General features: G+C 36.0%; 22 protein-coding genes. 14 read left to right on the plus strand and 8 right to left on the minus strand.

All coding sequences use genetic code 11. The features are described 5' to 3' along the window. The first annotated feature begins 25 nt into the window (after window positions 1-25). From ACHZK0_RS04060 to ACHZK0_RS04085, 6 genes are all read left to right on the plus strand, one after another. Window positions 26-1,156 (plus strand): MBL fold metallo-hydrolase, encoded by a 1,131-nt coding sequence (locus ACHZK0_RS04060; protein WP_270606422.1) that lies wholly within the window; start codon window positions 26-28, stop codon window positions 1,154-1,156. Window positions 1,157-1,188: 32 nt separating this feature from the next. Beyond that, window positions 1,189-1,419, plus strand: coding sequence for a sulfurtransferase TusA family protein (locus ACHZK0_RS04065; RefSeq protein ID WP_048526303.1), 231 nt, complete (start codon window positions 1,189-1,191; stop codon window positions 1,417-1,419). Between the two features lie 30 nt (window positions 1,420-1,449). Then, window positions 1,450-1,809, plus strand: a complete 360-nt coding sequence (locus tag ACHZK0_RS04070) for a rhodanese-like domain-containing protein (RefSeq protein ID WP_395761176.1) — start codon at window positions 1,450-1,452, stop codon at window positions 1,807-1,809. A gap of 14 nt (window positions 1,810-1,823) precedes the next feature. After that, window positions 1,824-2,120, plus strand: a complete 297-nt coding sequence (locus ACHZK0_RS04075) for a rhodanese-like domain-containing protein (RefSeq protein ID WP_262740892.1) — start codon at window positions 1,824-1,826, stop codon at window positions 2,118-2,120. A gap of 72 nt (window positions 2,121-2,192) precedes the next feature. Beyond that, on the plus strand, window positions 2,193-2,672 hold the full coding sequence (locus ACHZK0_RS04080) for a DsrE/DsrF/DrsH-like family protein (protein WP_000437730.1): 480 nt from the start codon (window positions 2,193-2,195) through the stop codon (window positions 2,670-2,672). Between the two features lie 33 nt (window positions 2,673-2,705). Further along, window positions 2,706-3,470, plus strand: a complete 765-nt coding sequence (locus tag ACHZK0_RS04085; RefSeq protein ID WP_262740891.1) for a sulfite exporter TauE/SafE family protein — start codon at window positions 2,706-2,708, stop codon at window positions 3,468-3,470. Between the two features lie 33 nt (window positions 3,471-3,503). On the opposite strand, the gene ACHZK0_RS04090 is transcribed toward ACHZK0_RS04085, so the two are convergent. Both ACHZK0_RS04090 and ACHZK0_RS04095 read right to left on the minus strand, forming a co-directional pair. Beyond that, on the minus strand, window positions 3,504-3,944 hold the full coding sequence (locus ACHZK0_RS04090; protein WP_000642361.1) for a hypothetical protein: 441 nt from the start codon (window positions 3,942-3,944) through the stop codon (window positions 3,504-3,506). A 148-nt stretch (window positions 3,945-4,092) separates the two neighbouring features. Further along, window positions 4,093-5,301: an LCP family protein gene (locus tag ACHZK0_RS04095; RefSeq protein WP_270606420.1), complete on the minus strand. Its 1,209-nt coding sequence runs from the start codon at window positions 5,299-5,301 to the stop codon at window positions 4,093-4,095. A gap of 314 nt (window positions 5,302-5,615) precedes the next feature. Between ACHZK0_RS04095 and ACHZK0_RS04100 the strand changes: the two genes are divergently transcribed. Next, entirely contained in the window at window positions 5,616-6,614 is a 999-nt protein-coding gene (locus tag ACHZK0_RS04100) for a YhdH/YhfP family quinone oxidoreductase (RefSeq protein ID WP_395761177.1), read from the plus strand. Window positions 6,615-6,648: 34 nt separating this feature from the next. Here the strand turns inward: ACHZK0_RS04100 and ACHZK0_RS04105 are convergent, their stop codons facing one another. Both ACHZK0_RS04105 and ACHZK0_RS04110 read right to left on the minus strand, forming a co-directional pair. Then, window positions 6,649-8,304 (minus strand): Na/Pi cotransporter family protein, encoded by a 1,656-nt coding sequence (locus ACHZK0_RS04105; RefSeq protein ID WP_098585766.1) that lies wholly within the window; start codon window positions 8,302-8,304, stop codon window positions 6,649-6,651. Between the two features lie 344 nt (window positions 8,305-8,648). Beyond that, window positions 8,649-9,851 carry an MFS transporter gene (locus ACHZK0_RS04110; RefSeq protein ID WP_395761178.1) on the minus strand — a complete coding sequence of 401 codons (1,203 nt, stop codon included), beginning with the start codon at window positions 9,849-9,851 and terminating at the stop codon, window positions 8,649-8,651. Window positions 9,852-10,319: 468 nt separating this feature from the next. Between ACHZK0_RS04110 and ACHZK0_RS04115 the strand changes: the two genes are divergently transcribed. The 7 genes from ACHZK0_RS04115 (at window position 10,320) to ACHZK0_RS04145 (ending at window position 16,886) form a co-directional block, all read left to right on the plus strand. Then, on the plus strand, window positions 10,320-11,408 hold the full coding sequence (locus tag ACHZK0_RS04115; RefSeq protein ID WP_061680157.1) for a DUF871 domain-containing protein: 1,089 nt from the start codon (window positions 10,320-10,322) through the stop codon (window positions 11,406-11,408). Window positions 11,409-11,484: 76 nt separating this feature from the next. Further along, the gene (locus ACHZK0_RS04120) at window positions 11,485-13,425 is read left to right on the plus strand and encodes a BglG family transcription antiterminator (RefSeq protein ID WP_395761179.1); all 1,941 of its coding nucleotides are present in this window, start codon (window positions 11,485-11,487) and stop codon (window positions 13,423-13,425) included. 111 nt (window positions 13,426-13,536) lie between these two features. Beyond that, window positions 13,537-13,857, plus strand: coding sequence for a PTS lactose/cellobiose transporter subunit IIA (locus ACHZK0_RS04125; RefSeq protein WP_000131338.1), 321 nt, complete (start codon window positions 13,537-13,539; stop codon window positions 13,855-13,857). A gap of 1 nt (window position 13,858) precedes the next feature. After that, window positions 13,859-14,164 carry a PTS sugar transporter subunit IIB gene (locus ACHZK0_RS04130; protein ID WP_395761180.1) on the plus strand — a complete coding sequence of 102 codons (306 nt, stop codon included), beginning with the start codon at window positions 13,859-13,861 and terminating at the stop codon, window positions 14,162-14,164. An 82-nt stretch (window positions 14,165-14,246) separates the two neighbouring features. Next, on the plus strand, window positions 14,247-15,557 hold the full coding sequence (locus ACHZK0_RS04135; RefSeq protein ID WP_061680154.1) for a PTS sugar transporter subunit IIC: 1,311 nt from the start codon (window positions 14,247-14,249) through the stop codon (window positions 15,555-15,557). Further along, on the plus strand, window positions 15,533-15,811 hold the full coding sequence (locus ACHZK0_RS04140) for a hypothetical protein (protein ID WP_061680153.1): 279 nt from the start codon (window positions 15,533-15,535) through the stop codon (window positions 15,809-15,811). The genes ACHZK0_RS04135 and ACHZK0_RS04140 overlap by 25 nt, the downstream gene beginning before the upstream one ends. Next, window positions 15,801-16,886, plus strand: coding sequence for a DUF871 domain-containing protein (locus ACHZK0_RS04145; RefSeq protein WP_395761181.1), 1,086 nt, complete (start codon window positions 15,801-15,803; stop codon window positions 16,884-16,886). The genes ACHZK0_RS04140 and ACHZK0_RS04145 overlap by 11 nt, the downstream gene beginning before the upstream one ends. 147 nt (window positions 16,887-17,033) lie before the next feature. Here the strand turns inward: ACHZK0_RS04145 and entC are convergent, their stop codons facing one another. The 4 genes from entC to ACHZK0_RS04165 form a co-directional block, all read right to left on the minus strand. Then, a complete protein-coding gene (entC, locus tag ACHZK0_RS04150) occupies window positions 17,034-18,407 on the minus strand; it encodes a cell wall-binding protein EntC (protein ID WP_270340861.1) in 1,374 nt (457 codons plus the stop codon). Between the two features lie 447 nt (window positions 18,408-18,854). Beyond that, window positions 18,855-20,006, minus strand: coding sequence for an ABC transporter permease (locus ACHZK0_RS04155; RefSeq protein WP_416351278.1), 1,152 nt, complete (start codon window positions 20,004-20,006; stop codon window positions 18,855-18,857). A gap of 26 nt (window positions 20,007-20,032) precedes the next feature. Continuing rightward, complete coding sequence (locus ACHZK0_RS04160; protein ID WP_000609098.1) at window positions 20,033-20,707, minus strand: ABC transporter ATP-binding protein; 675 nt, start codon at window positions 20,705-20,707, stop codon at window positions 20,033-20,035. After that, complete coding sequence (locus ACHZK0_RS04165) at window positions 20,704-21,807, minus strand: efflux RND transporter periplasmic adaptor subunit (RefSeq protein WP_395761183.1); 1,104 nt, start codon at window positions 21,805-21,807, stop codon at window positions 20,704-20,706. Before ACHZK0_RS04165 ends, ACHZK0_RS04160 begins: the two co-directional genes overlap by 4 nt. Window positions 21,808-21,916 lie beyond the last annotated feature (109 nt).

Raw genomic sequence — 21,916 nt, forward strand, 5'->3', positions numbered from 1 at the left:
AAAATATACCTACGGGGGTAATTAGATGAATGTTAAACCGTTACAAGCAAAAGATGTTGCAGAGAAAGTTTTATTCGGAGAGTTGTTTATTTTAGATGTTCGTAATGAGACGGATTATGCAGATTGGAAAATTGAAGGGAGACAAATTTCTTCTATAAATAAACCATATTTTGATTTGTTAGATGGTGTAGAAAATATTGTAAGTGAATTACCTAAAGATAAAGATATTTTAGTAGTATGTGCAAAAGAAGGGTCTTCTATATTTGTGGCAGAGCAATTAACAGAGGCCGGATTAGAAAATATTTATTATTTAGCTGGCGGTATGAAAGCTTGGAGTGAATATGTGAAGCCGCTAAAAGTAGGAGATGTACAGGGCGGAGGAAGTATATATCAATTTAATCGCCTTGGAAAAGGTTGTTTATCTTATATGGTCGTTTCAAATGGTGAAGCGGCAGTTATTGATGCAGTCAGAACAGTTGAAGCATATGAAGAGTTTGCGAAAGAGCATGGCGTTATGATTACGAATGTAATGGATACACATTTACATGCAGACCATATTTCGGGTGGACGTAAGTTAGCTGAAAAAGTAGGTGGTACGTATTGGTTACCGCCAAAAGATGCGGAGGAAGTTGTTTTCTCATATAAGCCGCTCGTTGAAGGATCTATCATTACGGTGGGGGGTACTAAAATTGAAATTGATGCATTATACTCACCGGGGCATACGATTGGAAGTACATCATTTATTGTAGATGATTCCTATTTATTATCAGGTGATATTTTATTTGTTGATTCAATCGGGCGTCCAGATCTTGCTGGAAAGGCTGAAGATTGGGTGAGTGATTTACGAGAAACTCTATATAACCGATATAAAGTACTATCTCAACAATTAATCGTGTTACCAGCTCATTATTCAAAAATAAGTGAAATGGATGAGAATGGTGTTGTGAGCGCAAAGTTAAACGATTTATTTGCGTATAATGCAGGACTAAACATTGAGGATGAGGGAGAGTTTCGTAAAGTTGTAACGGAGAATTTACCACCTCAGCCGAATGCTTACGAAGAAATTCGTCAAACGAATATGGGTAAAATCCATCCGAGTGTGGATGAAGAGCGTGAAATGGAGATTGGTCCAAACCGTTGTGCAGTTCATGAATAATGAAATAAATAAATAAAAAAATGGAGGAATAGATGATGAATGTAAAACAAGTATTAGATGCGAAAGGTTTAGCATGTCCGATGCCGATTGTAAGAACGAAGAAAGCGATGGATACTTTACAAACTGGAGAAGTGTTAGAAGTACATGTAACGGATAAAGGGTCAGTTAAGGATATTCCAGCGTGGGCAAATAAAGGTGGTCATGACATCGTAAAGCATGAAGAAGAAGCTGATGTGCTAAAGTTTTGGATTAAGAAGGCGTAGCATGTTTATAAATGTAGAGAGGTTGGTTATATGAATACAATATTAAGTACGCTTTTCATTGTCCTGGCTGCAGCGTTTGTTATTTCACGTTTTTTACCGGTGAAAGGTGTTCAAAATATAAGTAGGAAAGAATTAAAGAGTATAGCAGGAAAAAAGGGAAAACAATTTATCGATGTTCGCACAGTAGGTGAATACAGAGGAAATCATATGAAGGGATTTCAAAATATCCCGTTAAATGAGTTAACTAGTAAAGCAAATCAATTAGATAAAAATAAAGAAGTAATCGTTATTTGTCAGAGCGGGATGAGAAGTAAGCAAGCAGCAAAAGTATTAAAGAAATTAGGGTTTCAGCAAGTTATTAATGTTTCAGGCGGTATGAATGGTTTGTGAGGAGGGAATTTAAAATGAGAGAAATGACAGCAAAAGAATTAGAAGAAAAATTGTTACGTAAAGAAGCAGTAAATATCGTAGACGTACGTGAAGTAGAAGAAGTTGCCGAGGGAAAAATCCCAGAAGCATGTAACATTCCATTAGGATTATTAGAATTTCGTATGCATGAGTTGGATAAAAAGAAGGAGTATATTATCGTTTGTCGCTCTGGCGGAAGAAGTGCAAGAGCAGTTCAGTTTTTAGAGAGTTACGGTTTTCAAGCGATCAATATGGTAGGTGGTATGTTAGCGTGGGAAGGTAAAGTCTTATAGTATAGAGATAAATGATTTGAGCCTTTTTACAAATAATAAAATACCCCTATAGGTAATTGGAGGGAGAACAACATGGAACAACAGAAGAAAACAACAATCGTTTTATTTAGCGGAGATTATGATAAAGCAATGGCTGCTTATATTATTGCAAATGGTGCAGCGGCGTATGATCAAGAGGTGACTATTTTTCATACTTTTTGGGGCTTAAATGCTTTAAGGAAAGATGAACATGTGAAGGTAAAGAAAACGTTCATAGAAAAAGTATTTGGAAAGATGATGCCGCGTGGTGCGGATAAGATGGGATTATCAAAAATGAATTTTGCCGGTATGGGACCAAAGATGATTAAAGGTATTATGAAAAAACATAATGCGATGCCTTTACCGGATTTAATGGATTTGGCGAAAGAACAGGGAATTAAACTTGTAGCTTGTCAAATGACGGTAGATTTATTAGGGTTAAAAGAGGAAGAGATTATGGAAGGGGTAGAGTTTGCAGGAGTAGGAGCTTATTTAGCAGATGCTTCGGATGGGAATGTGAACTTATTCATTTAAATCACCTTCTTTTTAGAAGGCGGGGGATATAAGGTGAGTTTAGTCGTATTACTTTTTATAATTGGGTTTATCGGATCGTTTATATCAGGAATGGTTGGAATTGGCGGTGCGATTATTAATTATCCGATGATCCTATACATTCCGGTATTGCTAGGATTTACTGGCTATACGTCACATGAAGTGAGTGGTATTACAGCAGTGCAAGTATTCTTTGCAACTTTTGCAGGGGCATGGGCCTATCGGAAAAGTAATGATATGGATAAAACGTTAGTTATGTATATGGGAGCTAGTATATTAGTAGGAAGTTTCATCGGGAGTTTTGGTGCTAACGTATTAGAGGAACATACGGTCAATGTTGTTTATGCAGTGTTAGCAACAATTGCTGCTATTATGATGTTCGTACCGAAGCGAAATAGTGGTGATAAAGTGAAATATAATAAATGGTTAGCAAGTTTGCTAGCGTTTATTGTAGGTGGAGCATCAGGCATTATAGGTGCTGGTGGTTCTTTCTTATTAGTACCGATTATGTTAGTGATTTTAAAATTGCCGATACGTACAACAATAGCAACATCTATTGCTATTACGTTTATTTCCTCAGTAGGGATTACGACTGGAAAAGTGATAACTGGGCAAGTAGTTGTAATTCCAGCTCTCATTATTGCGATTGCAAGTATCTTTGCTGCGCCGCTTGGAGCGCGAGTTGGGAAGAGGATCAATCAAAAAGCACTGCAATATATGTTATCGATTTTGATTGTAGGCACTGCTGTTAAGATGTGGATTGATATGATATCGAAATAAAAGGATGGTGCTGCTTGCAGCCCATCCTTTTATTTACGCCCAAATAACTTTCATTAAGTTTTTATATTCGTCATTTGCTAATTTATATAGCATTCTCGTATGTTCAAAGACAAGTGCTGGATTAAAGTTTGGTTCTGAGAATGCAAGCGATGCTGAAATATCAATTGCATTTTGCTTGTTTAATGTGAACTTTGCAAATCGATAAGATGTGTTTAATTCATTGATAACGTGCAAAATGTCATTTGTTGATGTTGCATCAGGTACGTGAGCAACATTGAAGCAGTATATATCCACAGTAGGATGTTCGTTTTGGAAAGCAGCGATTAGTTGAATTTTTGCACCAGCTTCTGTTTCTAATCCTACTGAAAAATGAACAGAACCATCATTTTCATCTATATTTTCTTCCATGTATATATCGTTGGATTTTAAGTAGTCTTTAAAATCTGAGATGTTATGTTTTACTGCAGCTTTCATATGTATGAGCCCCCTGATAATTGGAATAGATTGCTATTATTTATTATAATTTAAAAATATTAAAAAAGATAGTTAGAAAGTTCTGATTTTTGATATTGAAGAAATAAAAAGAAGCAGCTCTCTACCTCCATAGAGAACTACTTCTTTTTTATTCATTGTCGTTAGACGATGTTTCTGTATCTTCACTGCTATTTTTATTCTTATTTTTCACTTCATTGTTACTTGATTCGCGTTCACTTGTATTTTCTGACTTAGATTCTTTTGTTTTCTCTGTGCTTGTTTTCTTCGAATCAGAGTCTGTTTTTGTATATGCAGGTAATCCAAGGTGAGCACGAAGTTCGTTTGTAACTTTTGCTAATTCTTTTTTATCTGGATTGTAGTAATACGTTCGGCCGCCACCAGCAGATTTGCTACATGTATCGTCACCTTTTTCCATATAGCAGTCTTCACCTTGAATTTGTAATTTCTCAATTTCTGAGTCCGATCCGTACTTGTAGAATGAAAGCATATCATCGAATGTTAAGTTAGTAACGAATTGTCCGTTAATATCATCAATGATGTTACCAACTTTTGTTACAGATCCAACGCTTGTTAGTTTCTTTAAAATTGCTTCAATAACGAGTTGTTGACGTTGTCCACGCATTGCATCACTATCGATGTGGCGCGTTCTAGCAAGAGCAAGAGCTTCTTCACTATTTAGCTTTTGAACACCTTTTTTCAGATGAATTGCATCAGCATTATCATTGCTATCTTGTTCAGTAAATTCAACTGGTACATCGACTTCAATCCCGCCTAAATCATCGACAATTTTCATAAATGATTTGAAGTTAAACTTTACAAAGTAATCGACAGGAACATTCATTAATTTTTCAACTGCATCAATACTTGCTTGTGGTCCACCGTCTTTTCCGTTTTTAGTAGAACCGTATGCATGAGCGTGTGTAATTTTATCTTTTTTCTTTTCCACTGGGATATAAGTATATGTATCTCGTGGAATACTTAATAGTTTTACAGTTTTGCTATCTTTATTAAACGTTGCAAGTAATAGTGCATCCGTTCTTATAGCTTCACCATATTCTTTCCCACGGACATCGCTTTCATCAACACCCATGATTAAGACAGAGACATTGTTCGCAATAGGTTTTACAGCTTTATCACGTAAATCAGATTTATCACCGCGCGCTAAATCGTGTGCGGCATTTCGAACAGCAGAAGATGCTTTATTTACTAAAAACCAAGTATAACCGCCACCTATTATTAAAAAGAATAGAATAACGCTTATAATAATTTTTGTTTTTTTCTTACCTTTTTTCGGTTTACTGCGTGTATTTTCTTGCAAAGATGGGTTTTGCTCCATTTCTTGTACTCCTTCATTTGGATTGAAATACGACACTCATATCCACTTATTATAATGAAATTTGACGAAAAAAAACATTACAAATCATTTACATTTCGTAAAAATTCAATATATTTATAAAAAGTCAGATTTTTTATATTTTATTTTTGAGATGTAGAATAAGTATAAGTTGTTTTAGTGGAAATGAAAATATGTATTGTGAGAAAGTAATAGAGAAGTAAGATTTGTTGAAATATAGCCAAGAAGAAATGAGTAGGTTTACTTATTTCTTCTATATAATAAAGAAGAATTTGACGGATAAAGGAGAGACCATAATGAATCATACATCATTCCGAGCAATCGTTGTGAACGAAACAGAAAGTAAGCAGTTTGTAAGAAACGTTGTAGAGAGAGAAGTAAGTAGTTTACCTGAGGGGGACGTATTAATACAGGTTCATTATTCTTCATTAAATTATAAAGATGCACTTTCAGCTACTGGTAATAAAGGTGTAACGAGAACATATCCTCATACGCCAGGAATTGATGCAGCAGGAGAAGTTGTGGGTAGTAAAGGTGAAACTATTAAAGTAGGCGATCAAGTCATTGTAACGGGTTATGATTTAGGGATGAATACTTCTGGTGGTTTCGGAGAATATATTCGCGTGCCGGCATCTTGGGTTATCCCTTTACCAGAGGGAATGTCATTAAAGGAAAGTATGATGTACGGGACAGCAGGTTTTACAGCTGCCTTATCAGTGTATAAGCTTATTGGAGCAGGGATCACGCCTAATATGGGAGATGTGTTAGTAACGGGTGCCACAGGCGGCGTAGGGAGTGTAGCTGTTAGTATTTTAAGTAAGTTAGGATTTAACGTAGTAGGAGCGACAGGGAAAATGGAAGAGGAAGAGATGCTACTACATCTAGGAGCGAAAAAAGTGATTCATCGTACGGAGTTGAATGATGAATCAGGAAGACCAATGTTAAAAGGGATATACGCCGGGGTTATCGATACTGTAGGCGGAAGAATGTTAGAAACAGCTTTAAAAACGGTAAAGTATGGTGGTTGTGTAACGACATGTGGTAATGTGGCAGGCGAGGCATTACAAACAACGGTATATCCGTTTATTTTGCGAGGTATAAGCCTGTTAGGGATAGATTCTGTGCAATGCCCATTGGATGTGAGAAGAGATGTGTGGACGCTCTTAGCAAGTGAATGGGAAAATAATGAGTTACTATCTTATACAGAAGAATGTACATTAGAAGAGTTAGATGAGAAGTTTACACTTATATTGCAAGGAAAGTTAAAAGGAAGAACGGTTGTAAATATGAAATGAAAAAAGAGACGCTCACGTTAGCGTCTCTTTTCTATTATAATGATTGTTTTAAATTGATTTTACCTTGTTCACCTAAAACACCATCAGCGATATTTACAGCGTGATCACCGATACGCTCTAAGTTACTTACCATATCGACGAAGATGATACTTGCATCACCTGAACAGCTACGTTCGTTCAGACGTAATACGTGACGTTTACGAAGAACACGTTCCATTTGGTCGATTTTACGTTCTTTCGCAATAACAGTTTGAGCTAGCTCAGTATCGAAGTTTGTTAAAGCTTCAACTGCGTCTTGTAATGTTGAAATTGTTAACTCAAGCATTTCATTTAGTTCAGCTAGTGCTTCATCCGATAGAGAAACACGGTTTGAAATTTGGAAATCTACAAGTTCTACAAGGTTTTCTACATGATCACCGACACGTTCAATATCTCCAACGACACCTGCTAAAACAGAATGCTTCTCAGAGTCTGTTGGTGAAAGTGGCTTTTCTGATAGTAAAACTAAATACTCGGTAATTTTTTTATCTAAATTGTTAATAGCGCCCTCTAATTGAGTAGCCATATCAGCGTGTTTTTTGTCTTGTGTATTTAAAAATTGATTTGCTTCTTTTAATCCATGTAATGAGAACTCCGCCATACGGATGATTTCTTTTTGAGCTTCTGTTAAAGCGATAGCTGGAGATTGCTCAATAAAGATTGGATTTAAATGTTGTGGTTTGAAATCAATAGCAGAATCTTCACCACGAATAAGTTTCGTTACAATCCATGCTAATACAGCGATGAACGGGAATTGAATAACTGCATTTGTTATGTTAAATGTTCCGTGTGCAAATGCAATTGTCATTTCTGGATTTAAGTTTAATGATGTTTGGAAATATTGAATTAAGCTTGTAAATGGTACTAATAAAATCGTAAATATGATTGTACCAACGATATTAAAGATAACGTGAACTAATGCTGCACGTCTTGCGGCAATAGAAGTACCAATTGCTGCTAATACAGCTGTAATTGTTGTACCGATATTATCACCGAATAATACAGGAAGCGCAGCTTTTAAATCGATTGCACCTTGACCGAATAGTTCTTGCAAAATACCAATTGTTGCACTTGAACTTTGTACAATTAAAGTGAAGACTGTACCAACAACAACTCCTAAAATTGGGTTATCACTCATGCTAACCGTTAACTCTTGGAATGACTCTAAAGAGCGAAGAGGTTTCATACCTGCACTCATTAATTCTAAACCGAAGAATAACATACCAAAACCGAATATAACTTGACCTAAAGAATGAACCTTTTTATTTTTAAAGAAGAATAATAAGATAGCCCCAACTGCCATAATTGGAAGAGCGTATTCTCCGATTTTAATTCCGATAATAAATGCAGTAACTGTCGTTCCGATGTTCGCACCCATAATAACACCAATTGCTTGTCTTAATGTCATAAATCCGGCACTTACAAGTCCGACTGTTAAAGCTGTTGTTCCTGAACTTGATTGGATTAATACAGTAACTAACATACCTGCTAGTACACCCATAAGTGGGTTTGTTGTAAAGCGATCTAAAATATCGCGAAGACGATCTCCAGCTGCTTGTTGCAATCCATCGCCCATGTATTTAATACCAAATAAGAAAATACCTAATCCACCAATGAACTGGAAGATCATATCTTGAATATTGTATTCCACGCATTCCACTCCTTAAATTTCATGTACGCTGTAATTATTAACTAAACCTTGAGGTACTGTAAACGGTTTACTAGTAAAATTTACACTAAATTTACAAAGGGATGAAAAGTTTACAATTCTTTAAAGAAACAGCTGGATTTAATTGGTTTAACACCTATATAGACAGTGTTTTTTGTAAAGAAATCACACTTTTTAGAATAGTATTGTTTAGTTGAATATGAAGGAAAGCGTCTGCGAGTTCATCGTATATTTTTTGATGAAAGTTAAAAAAATATGTAGGGAAATGGTTGTATTAATTTTTTCTTGTTTCACATTCCGCTTTTGCACATAAAAAAGCTACTGAATTATCCAGCAGCTTTTTCTCTGTTTTTATCTCCATGCTTTTGTTTTTTTATACTTGTAATGTAAATGAACAGGAAAGCAATAAGTAACAGGGAGGAATAGCGATATACAGTTGCGTAGTTTGTAAAATGTGCAATGAATCCAAATATAATTGCACCAGCACCAATTCCAAGGTCAAATGCTGAGAAGAATGTAGCTGTTGCGACTCCTCGTCGGTGCGGCGCTACTCGGTCGATCATCCATGCTTGTAGTGCAGGTTGAATTGCTCCAAAACCACTTCCGTAGCATGCGGCTGCAATAATTAAACTCGGAATGGTAGTTGTATACGACAATAAAATAATCCCTGTAAACGTAATAATAACTCCTGGAATAATAACGAATGCATGACCTTTTGTATCATATAATTTTCCAGAAAACGGACGAGTGACAGCGATTGCAAGTGCATTAAATAAGAAGAAGAGGCTTATATCAACAATGCCGACTTCCGTAGCAAATAATGTAATAAAGCTCCCGATTCCTCCGTACATCAATGTAATACATAATATTAATAATGAAGGAAGTAAAGCTTTACGCTCAATAAATCCATCGAGAAAGGTACCAGATGTTTGTTGCGGTGGTTGCGGCGATTTTTTGATTTGAAGTAGTTTCGTTAATATTAATGAAACAATTGTACATGAAAGTGCACATAAAAAAAGAATCGTGAAGCTATATGTTTGCATCAGCCAAAGTCCGATAAGTGGACCGAGCGCCATTGCAATTGTTCCAGAAAGGCCGAAATATCCCATACCTTCACCGCGGCGAGCTTGCGGAATTAAATCTGAAACGACAGTTCCATATGTAGTCGTTGTAATACCAAAACCAGCTCCGTGTAAAATTCGAACGGCAAGCAATAGGAAGATGGTTGAAGCGAAAAGGTAACTGCCCATAGCAAGTAAACAAATAGTAGTACCGATCATTAAAATGATTTTTTTGCTGAACTTTTGCAAGGCATTTCCAGTTAGTGGTCTAATAAAAAGTGCCGCCACGGTAAACATACCGACAACAAATCCGATATTGGAACTTGTGCCGCCAATTTCTTTCACATAAACAGGTAACGTAGGAATTAACATTTGAAATCCTAAAAACATACATAAGTTTGCTAGAATTAGTGCAACAAACTCTTTTGTCCATAACGGTTCTCGTTTTACGAGTATTGCCTCTCCCATATATTCATCCCCTATATAAAATTTCCCCGCTATTTGCGGGCAGTAAAACTCCCACCTCCAAATCCGGCTGGAGCAAAGAAGTTAGGTGGGAGTGGGGCTGCCCGTAAACGCCCGATTGGTTCAACTAATAATCAGTGGGGGAGGAACCCCCTCACTGATTAAAGTTTCACTTTATCTCTGTTCTTTCGAGTATATGTATTGGTCAATGTAACAGTCAAGGAAGGTGCCTTGAAAACGTATAACAATTTTTGAGGTGAAAAACTGACAAATTTGTGTAAAAGCTACACAACTATGAAAAAAAGATGTAAAGTATAGATGTATAGACTTGTAGTTGTTATGAATGATAGAAATTGTTTTTTCTTTAAAGAAAGCGGATTCAAAAAGTAGTGAATGAGAAGGGGATATATACTTTTTCACTACATATATTTGAAAAGGTTTACAAAACAATGAAGAAAGAGGCGTGTACATATGAGACGATTAGGTATTTCTATTTATCCAGAACATTCAACAGTAGAGAAAGATAAGGAATATTTAACATTAGCAAGTAAATACGGATTTAATCGTGTATTCACATGCTTATTGTCTGTAGATGGAGAAAAAGAGAAAATTATAGAAGAGTTTAAAGAAACGATCTCGCATGCAAATGCATTAGGGTTCCAAGTATTAGTTGATATTAGTCCATCTGTCTTTACACAATTAGGTATTTCATATAATGATTTATCGTTCTTCCATGAGCTAGGAGCGTACGGTATTCGGTTAGATGTCGGTTTCTCTGGTTTAGAAGAATCGATTATGACTTACAATCCATACGGCTTAAAAATTGAAATTAATATGAGTAATGGTACGAAATATGTAGATAACATTATGAGCCATAGACCAAACCGTGAAAATTTAATTGGTTGCCATAATTTTTATCCACATCGTTATTCAGGATTATCATACGATCATTTCATTAAATGCTCGAAACAATTTAAAGATTACGGTATGAGAACGGCTGCGTTTATTTCATCATTTGATGCAACATACGGACCTTGGCCAGTAACAGAAGGATTATGTACGTTAGAGCAGCATCGTGAATTACCGATGACAACACAAGCGAAGCATTTATTTGCGACAGAATTAATCGATGATGTTATTATTGCAAACGCGTATGCGTCAGAAGAAGAATTACAAGCACTAGGTGCATTAAATAAAGAGAAACAAACATTTGATATAGGGTTATATGATACAACAACGGAACTAGAAAAAATTATCGTATTAGATGAGCCTCATTTTTACCGCGGAGATGTATCTGAATATATGATTCGCTCAACACAAAGTCGTGTGAAATATAAGAAAGAAGAGTTCAAACCGCATAATACACGTGAAATTAAACGCGGTGATCTTTTAATTGATAATGAACAGTATGGTCAATATAAAGGTGAACTGCAAATTGCTTTAAAAGATATGGTGAATACAGGAAAAACAAATGTAGTTGGCCGAATTGTGGAAGAGGAAATTTTCTTATTAGATTATTTACAAGCATGGGATAAATTCGGGTTTACATTAAAGAAATAGATTAAATAAAAAAGGAAAAAACTACTGACTTCAGCAGCTTTTTCCTTTTTATATATAAATTGTGAGAGGAAGAGCTATGACAAAGGTGCATCAGCGATTAGTTTCTATTTTAGAGGAATTTTTAGAAGAGAAATCGATGTTAAATCGAGCTTTTTTAGCGAGCCGTTTACATGTATCAACGAAGACGATTCAAAAAGATATAAAATTATTAAATGATATATTGGAAGAAAACGGGGCGAAAATTGAATCGCAAAGAGGGACTGGATACGAACTAGAAATTATACAAACGAAGAAGTTTGAAGAGTTTTGCGTGGGTCTATTTCAAAAACAGACGGAAAAGATCCCAACTTCTTATGAAGAAAGAATAGCGTACATTCTGCAACGTATTTTAACGACAGAGGGATATGTGAAGCTTTCACAGTTAGCAGAGGAGATTTATGTGAGTAAATCGACTGTAAATTTAATTATGAAAGATGTTACAGATATATGTGGTCGTTATCAATTACAAATTGAAAAGAGACCGTATTATGGTATACGTATTGTGGGAGAAGAGTTCAATATTCGTTCTTGTTTATCACAATATGGTTTACCGCGTTATGACCATACTCCGTTTCATGAGCAATTTGAGCAGAGTGATACATATGTATCGTTACCTCATATACCGCTTATCCGTTCGGTTATATTAAAGTATATCGAGGGAGGGACGATATATTTATCAGATATAGAAATTGATAATTTAGTCATTCATATTGCAATCGCATTAAAGCGTTGTGAAGATCAACATTTTATGAAAGGGCTAAATAAAGAGCAAGCTGAGCTTATCATAAAGAAAGAATATACAATTGCGAAAGAGATTTTAGGAGATTTAGAGAAAGCGTTACATCTTTCATTTCCAGAAGAAGAAGTTTTATATGTAACAATGCATTTATTAAGTACTGCTGTCACAGCAAAAGATCGTTATGAAAATGTGGAAGAGCTATTAGGGAAAGATTTATATGCATTCATGCAACATATTCTTTTTAAAGTAGCGGAAGAACGGAATCTTATTTTTTATTATGATGAAGAATTATTATTTGGTTTTGGTGTTCATTTAAAAACGTTATTAAATCGTTTGAAGTATAAGTTAAATACGAGAAATCCTCTTTTGGCAGAAGTGAAAAAGAATTATCCGTATGCTTTTGAAATTGCGGTTCTCGTTGGAGATATAATTGGTGAATATACGGGAGAATCGATTCCGGAAAGTGAAATTGGTTATATTGCGATTCACTTCGGCGGAGCGATGAGCCGTTTACAGGAAGAGAATCAAAAGAAAAGATGTTTATTAGTTTGTGCGACTGGTCAAGGAAGCGCCCAGCTATTGAAATATAAAATTCTATCACAGTTCCGAGATAAATTAGAGATTGTGGGAATTACAGGTTATTATCAGTTGAAAGTTGAAGACATTTATAAAGATAAAATAGATTGTATTATTAGTACGATTCATATACCAAGTGGCTTGCCTGTTCCAGTTATAAAAGTGAACTCAATATTTGATGATAAAGAGATTAAGTCAATCGGTCAGCAGTTGTTTACGCATGTGAATACTAGTGTACAGCAGTATATAAAGGAAGATTTAATCTTTTTAAATCATAGCGCTTCTACGAAAGAAGAGGTTATCCAATTTTTATGTGAGAAAGCTGCTGAAAAAAACTATGTACCAGAACACTTTTATGATTCTGTTATAGAAAGAGAGAATACATCTCCTACAGCAGTTGGAAATTTAGTTGCGATTCCCCATCCAATGCAGTTATTAAGTGAGAATACATTTTTGATGTTTTGTACACTTGATAAAGCGGTTGACTGGGGAGATAAGAAAGTACAAGTTATTATTTTATTTAGTGTAAAGCGTAATAATAATGAAGATTTACAAAAGCTGTATGATTTTTTATATGATGTTATGTCTAGTCAAAACACGATAGAGAAATTAGCTCAGGCTAAAGTAATTGAAGATTTTCAAGAGGTATTATTATCGTTATAAGAAAAGTATGTAAAAACTTCCGTTACACAACGGAAGTTTTTTATGTTTAATTGTATGCGTTTTCATAATAAGATAACAATATAGAAAAAAGATAGCTTGGGGGAATTTAAAATGACTGATATGCAAACTCCATTTGCGTTAATTTTACATGGCGGCAACGCGAGAAGCGCGTCACTGGAAGCAATCGCTTTTGCAAGACAAGGAGATTTTGAGAATGCGAGTGAAAAGATGACACTTGCTAGTGAAGAAATTTCAGCAGCTCATCGCATTCAAACAGACTTAATTCAAGAAGAAGCAAGAGGAAATCATGCAGAAATCAGTTTACTGTTAGTGCATGCACAAGATCATTTAATGAATGCAATTACAGTGAAAGAACTGGCTGAAGAATTTATTACCCTTCATAAACGAGTGGAAGAGAAAGTGACAGTATAAGATGTACATTTTATTATGTTGTGCAGCAGGGATGTCAACGAGTATGGTCGTAAGAAAAATGCAAGAAGAGGCAAAAAAACAGGGTAAGAATTATAAAATTAAGGCGGTTGATTCAGAACTTGTGAAACTTGAAATAAAGGAAGCCGATGTCGTTTTAATCGGTCCACAAGTAAAATATTTATTTCCAGCTGTACAGTTTCTTGCAAATTCATACAATATACCAGTTGCGATTATAAATCAACGAGATTATGGCATGTGTGATGGTTTGAAAGTGCTTAAGCAAGCAGAACAATTAGTTTTAGCATAATGATATTTTTTTAAATATAAACATTATAATGTTATAACTTTATTTCATTCTTTCATAGTAAAGAGAAAGAGGAGGGGTATTGATGAATGGTTTTATGAGTTTTATGGAACAAAAGATTATGCCAACAACGCAAAAAATTGCAGGACAACGACATTTATTAGCAATTCGAAACGGGGTTATTTCTACATTGCCGTTAACAATTGTCGGATCATTTTTCGTTATCTTTTTAAATTTACCAATTGATGCATATATGGAGTGGATTGCACCGTTTCGCCATATTTTAGATATTCCATTCCGATTTACAGTAGGTTTAATGGCGTTATACGCAGCATTTGGGGTAGGAGCTTCACTCGCGAATTTTTATCAGCTCAATCAGTTAAGTGCAGGGTTGTTATCTGTACTCGCCTTTTTACTAGCATCAGTTGAACCAATTCAAATTACGAAAGCTGTACCAGGTGTTATTGATGCAGGTAGATACATTTCAGTAGGAACATTAAGTGCAACATCTTTATTCGGAGCAATTGTTACCGCCTTAATTGCAGTAGAAATTTATCATTTTATGATTAAGCATAATATCTCGATTAAATTACCAGATAGTGTACCACCAGCAGTTTCAAATTCGTTTGCAGCATTAATTCCAACTTTAGTCGTTATTCTTTTATTCTGGGGTATTCGTTACGGTTTAAAATTTGATGTAAATACAACAATCACATATTTAATCGCACCATTAAAATCAGTATTAGTAGGAAATAATTTATTCGGCGGTTTATTAACAGTATTCTTAATCGTGTTCTTCTGGTCATTCGGTATACATGGCCCTGCGATTTTAGGACCAATCATTCGTCCGATGTGGGATTCAGCAATTCTTGAAAATATGGAAGTATTCACAGCTACAGGAAATGCACATCAATTACCAAACTTATTTACAGAGCAATTTATTCAATGGTTCGTATGGATTGGTGGATCAGGCTCAACGTTAGCTTTAGTTATTATGTTTATGTTCTCTAAATCTAAGTTCCTAAAAGAGTTAGGTAGATTATCATTCGTGCCAGGCTTATTCAATATTAATGAACCGATTATTTTCGGGGCACCAATTGTAATGAATCCAATTTTAATTATTCCATTCGTTATTACACCGTTAGTGACAACGACAGTATCATATTTCGCAGTTGTTTCAGGTATGATTCCGATGATGATGGCGAAATTGCCATTTACGATGTTAGCACCAATTGCAGCGATTATTAGTACGGACTGGACAATTATGGCTGGTGTACTTGTACTTGTTAACTTTGTTATCTCATTCGTTATTTACTATCCATTCTTCAAAATGTATGAGAAACAACAAGTAGCAGGAGAGGAGAAAGAAAAATGCTCGGAGCAATTATCATCTTAATTACATTCGTAGCGGGGCAGTGTATTGCACATTATTCAAAATGGGTACAAAGTAAATCTTTATTAGTGTTACTACTCGTATCAATTTTATTTATCGGTAGTTCAATGGGTGCCTATGTAATGTTAGGGTTACAATCACCGTACGTAATTATTGTACCAACGATTTTATGTGCAACATGTTTATCTGCAAAATATAGATTTACGAGCATGGCATTAATACAACGTGTGAAGGAGATGCAAAAGCATGGAGCGTAAGTTAGGAATTTCACTTTATCCAGAGCATTCAACGAAAGAAAAAGATATGGCATATATTTCGGCAGCGGCACACCACGGTTTTTCAAGAATATTCACATGTCTATTATCTGTGAATCAACCGAAAGAAGAGATTGTAGCTGAATTTAAAGAAATTATTAATCATGCAAAAGATCATAATATGGAAGTTATTTTAGATGTAGCTCCGGCGGTATTCGATCAACTTGGTATTAGCTATAGCGATCTATCATTCTTTGCAGAGTTAGGTGCAGATGGTATTCGTTTAGATTTAGGTTTTGACGGATTAACAGAAGCAAAAATGACGAATAATCCGTATGGCTTAAAAATTGAACTAAACGTAAGTAATGATATTGCATACTTAGAAAATATTCTTTCGCACCAGGCGAATAAGCCAGCTTTAATTGGTTGTCATAACTTTTATCCGCAAAAGTTCACTGGTCTTCCGTATGATTACTTCATTCGCTGTAGTGAACGCTTTAAAAAACACGGTATTCGTACGGCAGCATTTATTACGTCACATGCAGCTGACATTGGCCCATGGGATATTAACGACGGATTATGTACGTTAGAACAACACCGTAACTTACCGATTGAAGTACAAGCGAAACACTTATGGGCAACAGGGCTTATTGATGATGTGATTATCGGAAATGCTTATGCGAGTGAAGAAGAGCTAGAGAGACTAGGAAACTTAAATCGTTACATGTTACAGCTAAAGGTGCACTTTGTAGACGAAGCGACTGAAGTAGAGAAGAAAGCCACGCTGCAAGAATTACACGTAAGACGCGGCGACATAACAGAATATATGGTACGTTCTACAGAAGTGCGTAAAAAGTACAAAGACTATGAATTCCCAGTACGCGAAAGTGTATTACAGGAAAGAGGGCAAGTTGTAATTGGTAATAACTTATTTGGAAAGTATAAAGGTGAACTGCAAATCATTTTAAAAGAAATGCCGATAGATGAACGGAAAAATATCGTCGGTACAATTGCGGAAGAGGAGTTATTCTTACTAGATTATGTAGGAGCTTGGACGCAGTTTACTTGTGTGGAATAGGGAAGTGCAAGAAGAGGATGCTATGGCATCCTCTTTTTTCTGTTGAAATAGTAATCTATCGTATATAGAATTGGACGGGAGTGAAGGGGAAAGAATGTAAGAACCAAAAAAGAGTCAGTCTCAACGAGACTGACTCTTTTTAACTAACTAGTTTAATACTTTAACTGTAACTGTTTTACGTCCCCAGTTACTTGATGTGCCTTTGTCTGGCATTAAAACGTCGATTTTATTGCCTTTAATAGCTCCACCAGTATCACCAGCGATTGCTACTCCGTAACCTTCAACCCATACTTTTGAACCTAATGGAATGACACTTGGATCAACTGCAATTAGTTTCATGTTTGGATTAGCTGTTAAGTTATGACCCATAGCTGATTTTACTTGGTCACCTGCTTTATAACCATTTTCAAGTGGATCTGCTGTGTAAGCTGTTGCTACAACTTGTAACTCACGAGAAGATGATGGTGCACTTGTTTCAGTTTCTTTTGCAACAGGTTGTTGTGTAGCTGGTTTTTGAGCTTTAGCCGCTTCACGAGCTTCAGCTGCCTCTTGAGCTTTAGCTGCTTCACGAGCTTCAGCTACTTCTTGAGCCTTAGCTGCTTCACGAGCTTTAGCTGCCTCTTGAGCTTTAGCCGCTGCTTGAGCTTCAGCTGCTTCTTGAGCTTTAGCTGCTTCACGAGCTTTAGCTGCTTCCTCGGCCTTAGCTTCTGCTTGAGCTTCAGCTGCTGCCTGAGCTTTAGCTTCTGCTTGAGCCTTAGCTGCTTCACGAGCTTTAGCTGCCTCCTGAGCCTTAGCCGCTGCTTGAGCTTCCGCTGCTTCACGAGCTTTAGTTGCTTCTACTACTTTAGCTTTAGCTTGCGTTTCAGCTACTTCACGAGCTTTAGTTGCTTCCGCTGCTTTAGCTGTATCTTGAACTTTAATTGTTTTTTCTACTTTAACTGCTGGTTGAACTTTAACTGGAGCTTTACCTGTTAAGTAAGGAACATGAACATACGCTGTTTTTCCGTTATATTCAAATTGAATCCAGTCATTTTGTACTTGGTGTGTTGTTTCGATTACATCGTCTTGTTTCAACTTACCAAGAATTTCTGAGTCAGTGTTTGCACCAGCACGTACGTTTAATACGTTTGCTGTTACGTAGTAAGTGTCTTTTGTATAGTCAGCGCTAATGAAAGCTTCTTTACCGCTGTTCAATTTCACTTTTGACCATCCGTTTTCTGTATGTAAAACGTTAACTTTATATCCATCTAATAATTTTCCGACAACTTGTGATTCAGTAGTTGGGTTTTCTCGTACGTTTAGTACGTCAGTTGTTACAATCGTTTCTGCTTTAGCAGATGTTGTGAAAATCCCAAGACCAAAAACCGCTGCTGTTGCTATACCCATAAATTTTTTCATAATAGCCTCCATTGCATTTGTTTTCGTTGACCTCATTATAGCAACCATTATTTTCTTATTTGCGGAAAACACAAAACTACAAAGCATTCGTAACGGGTCATTAATATTCTGTAATAATTCCAGTAATATCCTAAAAGCGCTTTCTTATAGTTAATAGGGGAGGTTAGGGCACACAATACATAAAAAGAGGAGTATTTCAATTTCTAATCTGTTAATAATGTTTCTGTAACGTTACGAAAATGTTTCTTAATCGTTACAAAAATGGCGTATTTTGCTGTTGGAATAGAAAAGTAGTTATGTAAAAATAACTATTTTGGTTGTAGAGAAATATAAATGAGGTGAAAATCGATAAAATATCGCTATAATTGTTACAAAATAAGTCGAGGTATGGAAAAAATTACGCCTTGATTTTAGTCTGTCACATATTATTTTTGCAATAATAGGATTCTATAATAGCTTTAATACTTTAAAATAGTGAAAGGTATGTATAACGTGAAACGTATATAATAGAAGAAACACGATTAAATAGATAAATAAAAAACGTAAGAGTGTAAGCTCCTACGTTTTTGTTTATTCATATCGTAAACATTCAATTGGATCCAGTTTTGCAGCTTTGTTAGCTGGCAGTAGACCGAATATAATACCGATTAACATGGAGATACCTACTGCAAGAAGTCCAAGTTCTTTTGAGACAACGAGTGGCCATCCGGCAAAGATGGAAACGATCCAAGCGAAGAAGATACCAAGCATAAATCCGATGAAACCACCAAGTCCTGTTAAAATACAAGATTCAATTAAGAATTGTGTTAATACTTTACCGCGTGTTGCACCAAGTGCTTTACGAATACCAATCTCACGTGTACGTTCTGTTACAGATACAAGCATAATGTTCATTACGCCGATACCACCAACAAGTAAGGAGATAGCAGCAATACCACCGAATACCATTTTCATCATACCGATTGATTCGTCTAATTGCTTCGTAAATTCACCTAAATCTTGTGCTTCGAATTTATGCTCAAATTTAGGAGCCTTCATTTCGTTTAAAACAGAAACGGCTTGTTTTTCTACACTTTTACGATCTGTCGGAGAGGTCATTGTTAATCTTACAGAATCATACTCAGTTACTCCTGAAATGACAGGGGCGTTTTCAAGTGACGTATAACCTTCAGGCATAGGCATTCCGAAATCGTTTTTCGTTTCGTATACACCGACTATTTTATACGGCTTTCCTTTTATATCTGTGTATTGATTTGATTCCCAACCACTAAATAATTTGTTGAAAGCTTCTTCATTTAATATAACAGCAGGGATTGCTTGGTTTAATTCGCTGTCGTTTAATTCACGACCGTGAACTAATTTTATTTTCGAATCTGTCATAAAGGCGCCTGTTCCACCTTTTAAATCAAGATTTACATCTTTTGAACCAGCAGATGCTTTTACTTTCATACTTACATCTGGATACACATCTTTAACGCCTGGTACGGTTTGAAGACGGCTTAGCATATCAGGTGTGATTTTGGCACTATCTGTTCCATAATCAGGGTTGTTGTAGTAAATTGTTACTTCATTATCTTTTCCTTGGCCTAACTCTTTTTTAAACTTTGCGTTAGTGCCATCACCCATTGAAATGATAGTAATAATGGCACTAATACCGATAATAATTCCTAGCATCGTTAAGATAGAACGCATTTTGTGGGCAAAGATAGAGGAAAGGGCCATGCGTATATTTTCACTCGTGTTCAAAATTAACCTCTCCAATCTTGGACGATATTTCCGTCACGAATTACAATTTGACGTGCTGCAGCTTCCCCAATTTCACGATCGTGGGTAATCATAATGATTGTTGAGCCTTGTTTGTTTAATTCGTAAAAGAGGTCCATAATTTGTGTACTCGTTTTCGTATCAAGTGCACCCGTCGGTTCATCGGCTAAAATAAACTTCGGATTATTTACGATTGCACGTGCGACTGCGACACGCTGTTTTTGTCCACCTGATAATTCGTTCGGTAAGTGAGTAGCGCGATCAGCTAAACCTACTTTTGTTAAAGCGGCTAATGAGCGCTCACGTCTTTCTTTTTTATCAACTCCAGCGTAAATAAGAGGTAGCTCTACATTTTGAAGTGCTGTAAGTCTCGGTAATAACATGAAGTTTTGGAATACGAATCCAATCTCTTTATTACGAACGCGTGCAAGTTCTGTTTCAGACATGTTTGAAATATTTTGACCAGCTAGTTCATACGCACCTGTCGTTGGTTTATCTAAGCAACCGATAATGTTCATTAATGTTGATTTACCAGAACCAGATGGTCCCATAATAGAAGTGAATTCTCCCTGGTTCAGTGTTACGTCAATACCGTGTAATATTTGTACGGATTCTGCACCATTTTGGAAAGATTTCGTGATGCCTTTTAAGTTAATCATTCAACGACAACCTCCATACCATCTTTTAAGTCTTTTTCCGGTTTAGAGATAATTTGTTCTCCTTTTTTCACTCCAGCGACTTTTGCTTCGCTATCAGTCTCGAATTCAACAGTAATCGCTTGTTCTTTCGCTTTCCCGTCTTTTACAACGAAGACAACATTTTTGTCACCTTTTTTCACGATGCTGCTTTTCGGAACAATTGTACCAGTTGCTTCGCCAGATTTACTTGTTACGTAAACGTGGAAGCCGTTTTGTAATTCTTCACTGTTGTCTAATGTAACAGTAAATTGATAGTTAGAAACAGTTTTGTTTTCGTCCATGCTCTTTAATGGTGTAGAACCGATTTCTGTTACTTTTCCTGTCCAAGTCTTACCAGCGACCGTTTTTGATGAAACAGTTACTTCTTGCCCAACTTTCATACTAGCAAGCTCATATTCAGAAAGTTGACCTTTTACTTTAAATGGACCAGCATGACGAAGTGTAATGCCGCTCATACCTGTTTTTTCATCAGCGATTTTTACGATATCATCAATTACGCCATCAGCAGGGCTCGTTACAGAAAGAGTGTTTACTTTCTCTTTTGCTGCTTTAATCATTTCATCAGCTTTTTCAACTTCAAACTTTTTCATTTCAAGTTGTGATTCTACTTGCCCAACTTCGGCTTCTGATGCTTTTAATGCTTCAGCAGGAAGGCCTGCATTTTTATCTTTTTGTAATTTTTGTTTCGCTGCATCAATTTGTTTTTGGAGCAAGGTTACTTCTTTTTGTGCGATTTTCTTTTGCATTTCTGCTTCTGTTACACCTTGTTTCGCAGTCGGATCATTGTATTTAAATAGAAGCTGACCCTTTTTCACTTCATCGCCTTTTTTTACAGCTAATTCATACGTACCTTTTGTTGGATCAAATGAAATTGTTTCAATTCCGTTTGGAATGACTTCACCGCCAAATTTTTGCGCGTTTTGGATTTGTTTTTCGGTTACTTTATATCCGCTATATGCCATTGCTACATCTGAACCGCCCCCAGCAAATGCAAAGTATGATCCAGCTGCAATTCCGATTGCTACTACACTAGTAATTAACACTTTATTTTTCTTTTTCATCTATTTATCACCTTTTCGTTCGTTTTAGTATCTACATTCAGTATAAAAGAGGTGAAGAATCTGACAAATCGTTTTAGCTTACAATAACCTTACAGTTTTGTAAGGTATG

This window comes from Bacillus sp. 3G2, assembly GCF_044324725.1.
Taxonomy (GTDB): Bacteria; Bacillota; Bacilli; order Bacillales; family Bacillaceae_G; genus Bacillus_A; species Bacillus_A mobilis.

Excerpts from the sequence above, each read along its gene's own strand:
- ACHZK0_RS04060 (WP_270606422.1), top strand. The coding sequence starts at position 26 with ATGAATGTTAAACCGTTACAAGCAAAAGATGTTGCAGAGAAAGTTTTA.
- ACHZK0_RS04065 (WP_048526303.1), top strand. The coding sequence starts at position 1,189 with ATGATGAATGTAAAACAAGTATTAGATGCGAAAGGTTTAGCATGTCCG.
- ACHZK0_RS04070 (WP_395761176.1), top strand. The coding sequence starts at position 1,450 with ATGAATACAATATTAAGTACGCTTTTCATTGTCCTGGCTGCAGCGTTT.
- ACHZK0_RS04075 (WP_262740892.1), top strand. The coding sequence starts at position 1,824 with ATGAGAGAAATGACAGCAAAAGAATTAGAAGAAAAATTGTTACGTAAA.
- ACHZK0_RS04080 (WP_000437730.1), top strand. The coding sequence starts at position 2,193 with ATGGAACAACAGAAGAAAACAACAATCGTTTTATTTAGCGGAGATTAT.
- ACHZK0_RS04090 (WP_000642361.1), bottom strand. The coding sequence starts at position 3,944 with ATGAAAGCTGCAGTAAAACATAACATCTCAGATTTTAAAGACTACTTA.
- ACHZK0_RS04095 (WP_270606420.1), bottom strand. The coding sequence starts at position 5,301 with ATGGAGCAAAACCCATCTTTGCAAGAAAATACACGCAGTAAACCGAAA.
- ACHZK0_RS04100 (WP_395761177.1), top strand. The coding sequence starts at position 5,616 with ATGAATCATACATCATTCCGAGCAATCGTTGTGAACGAAACAGAAAGT.
- ACHZK0_RS04110 (WP_395761178.1), bottom strand. The coding sequence starts at position 9,851 with ATGGGAGAGGCAATACTCGTAAAACGAGAACCGTTATGGACAAAAGAG.
- ACHZK0_RS04115 (WP_061680157.1), top strand. The coding sequence starts at position 10,320 with ATGAGACGATTAGGTATTTCTATTTATCCAGAACATTCAACAGTAGAG.
- ACHZK0_RS04120 (WP_395761179.1), top strand. The coding sequence starts at position 11,485 with ATGACAAAGGTGCATCAGCGATTAGTTTCTATTTTAGAGGAATTTTTA.
- ACHZK0_RS04125 (WP_000131338.1), top strand. The coding sequence starts at position 13,537 with ATGACTGATATGCAAACTCCATTTGCGTTAATTTTACATGGCGGCAAC.
- ACHZK0_RS04130 (WP_395761180.1), top strand. The coding sequence starts at position 13,859 with ATGTACATTTTATTATGTTGTGCAGCAGGGATGTCAACGAGTATGGTC.
- ACHZK0_RS04135 (WP_061680154.1), top strand. The coding sequence starts at position 14,247 with ATGAATGGTTTTATGAGTTTTATGGAACAAAAGATTATGCCAACAACG.
- ACHZK0_RS04140 (WP_061680153.1), top strand. The coding sequence starts at position 15,533 with ATGCTCGGAGCAATTATCATCTTAATTACATTCGTAGCGGGGCAGTGT.
- ACHZK0_RS04145 (WP_395761181.1), top strand. The coding sequence starts at position 15,801 with ATGGAGCGTAAGTTAGGAATTTCACTTTATCCAGAGCATTCAACGAAA.
- ACHZK0_RS04155 (WP_416351278.1), bottom strand. The coding sequence starts at position 20,006 with ATGGCCCTTTCCTCTATCTTTGCCCACAAAATGCGTTCTATCTTAACG.
- ACHZK0_RS04160 (WP_000609098.1), bottom strand. The coding sequence starts at position 20,707 with ATGATTAACTTAAAAGGCATCACGAAATCTTTCCAAAATGGTGCAGAA.
- ACHZK0_RS04165 (WP_395761183.1), bottom strand. The coding sequence starts at position 21,807 with ATGAAAAAGAAAAATAAAGTGTTAATTACTAGTGTAGTAGCAATCGGA.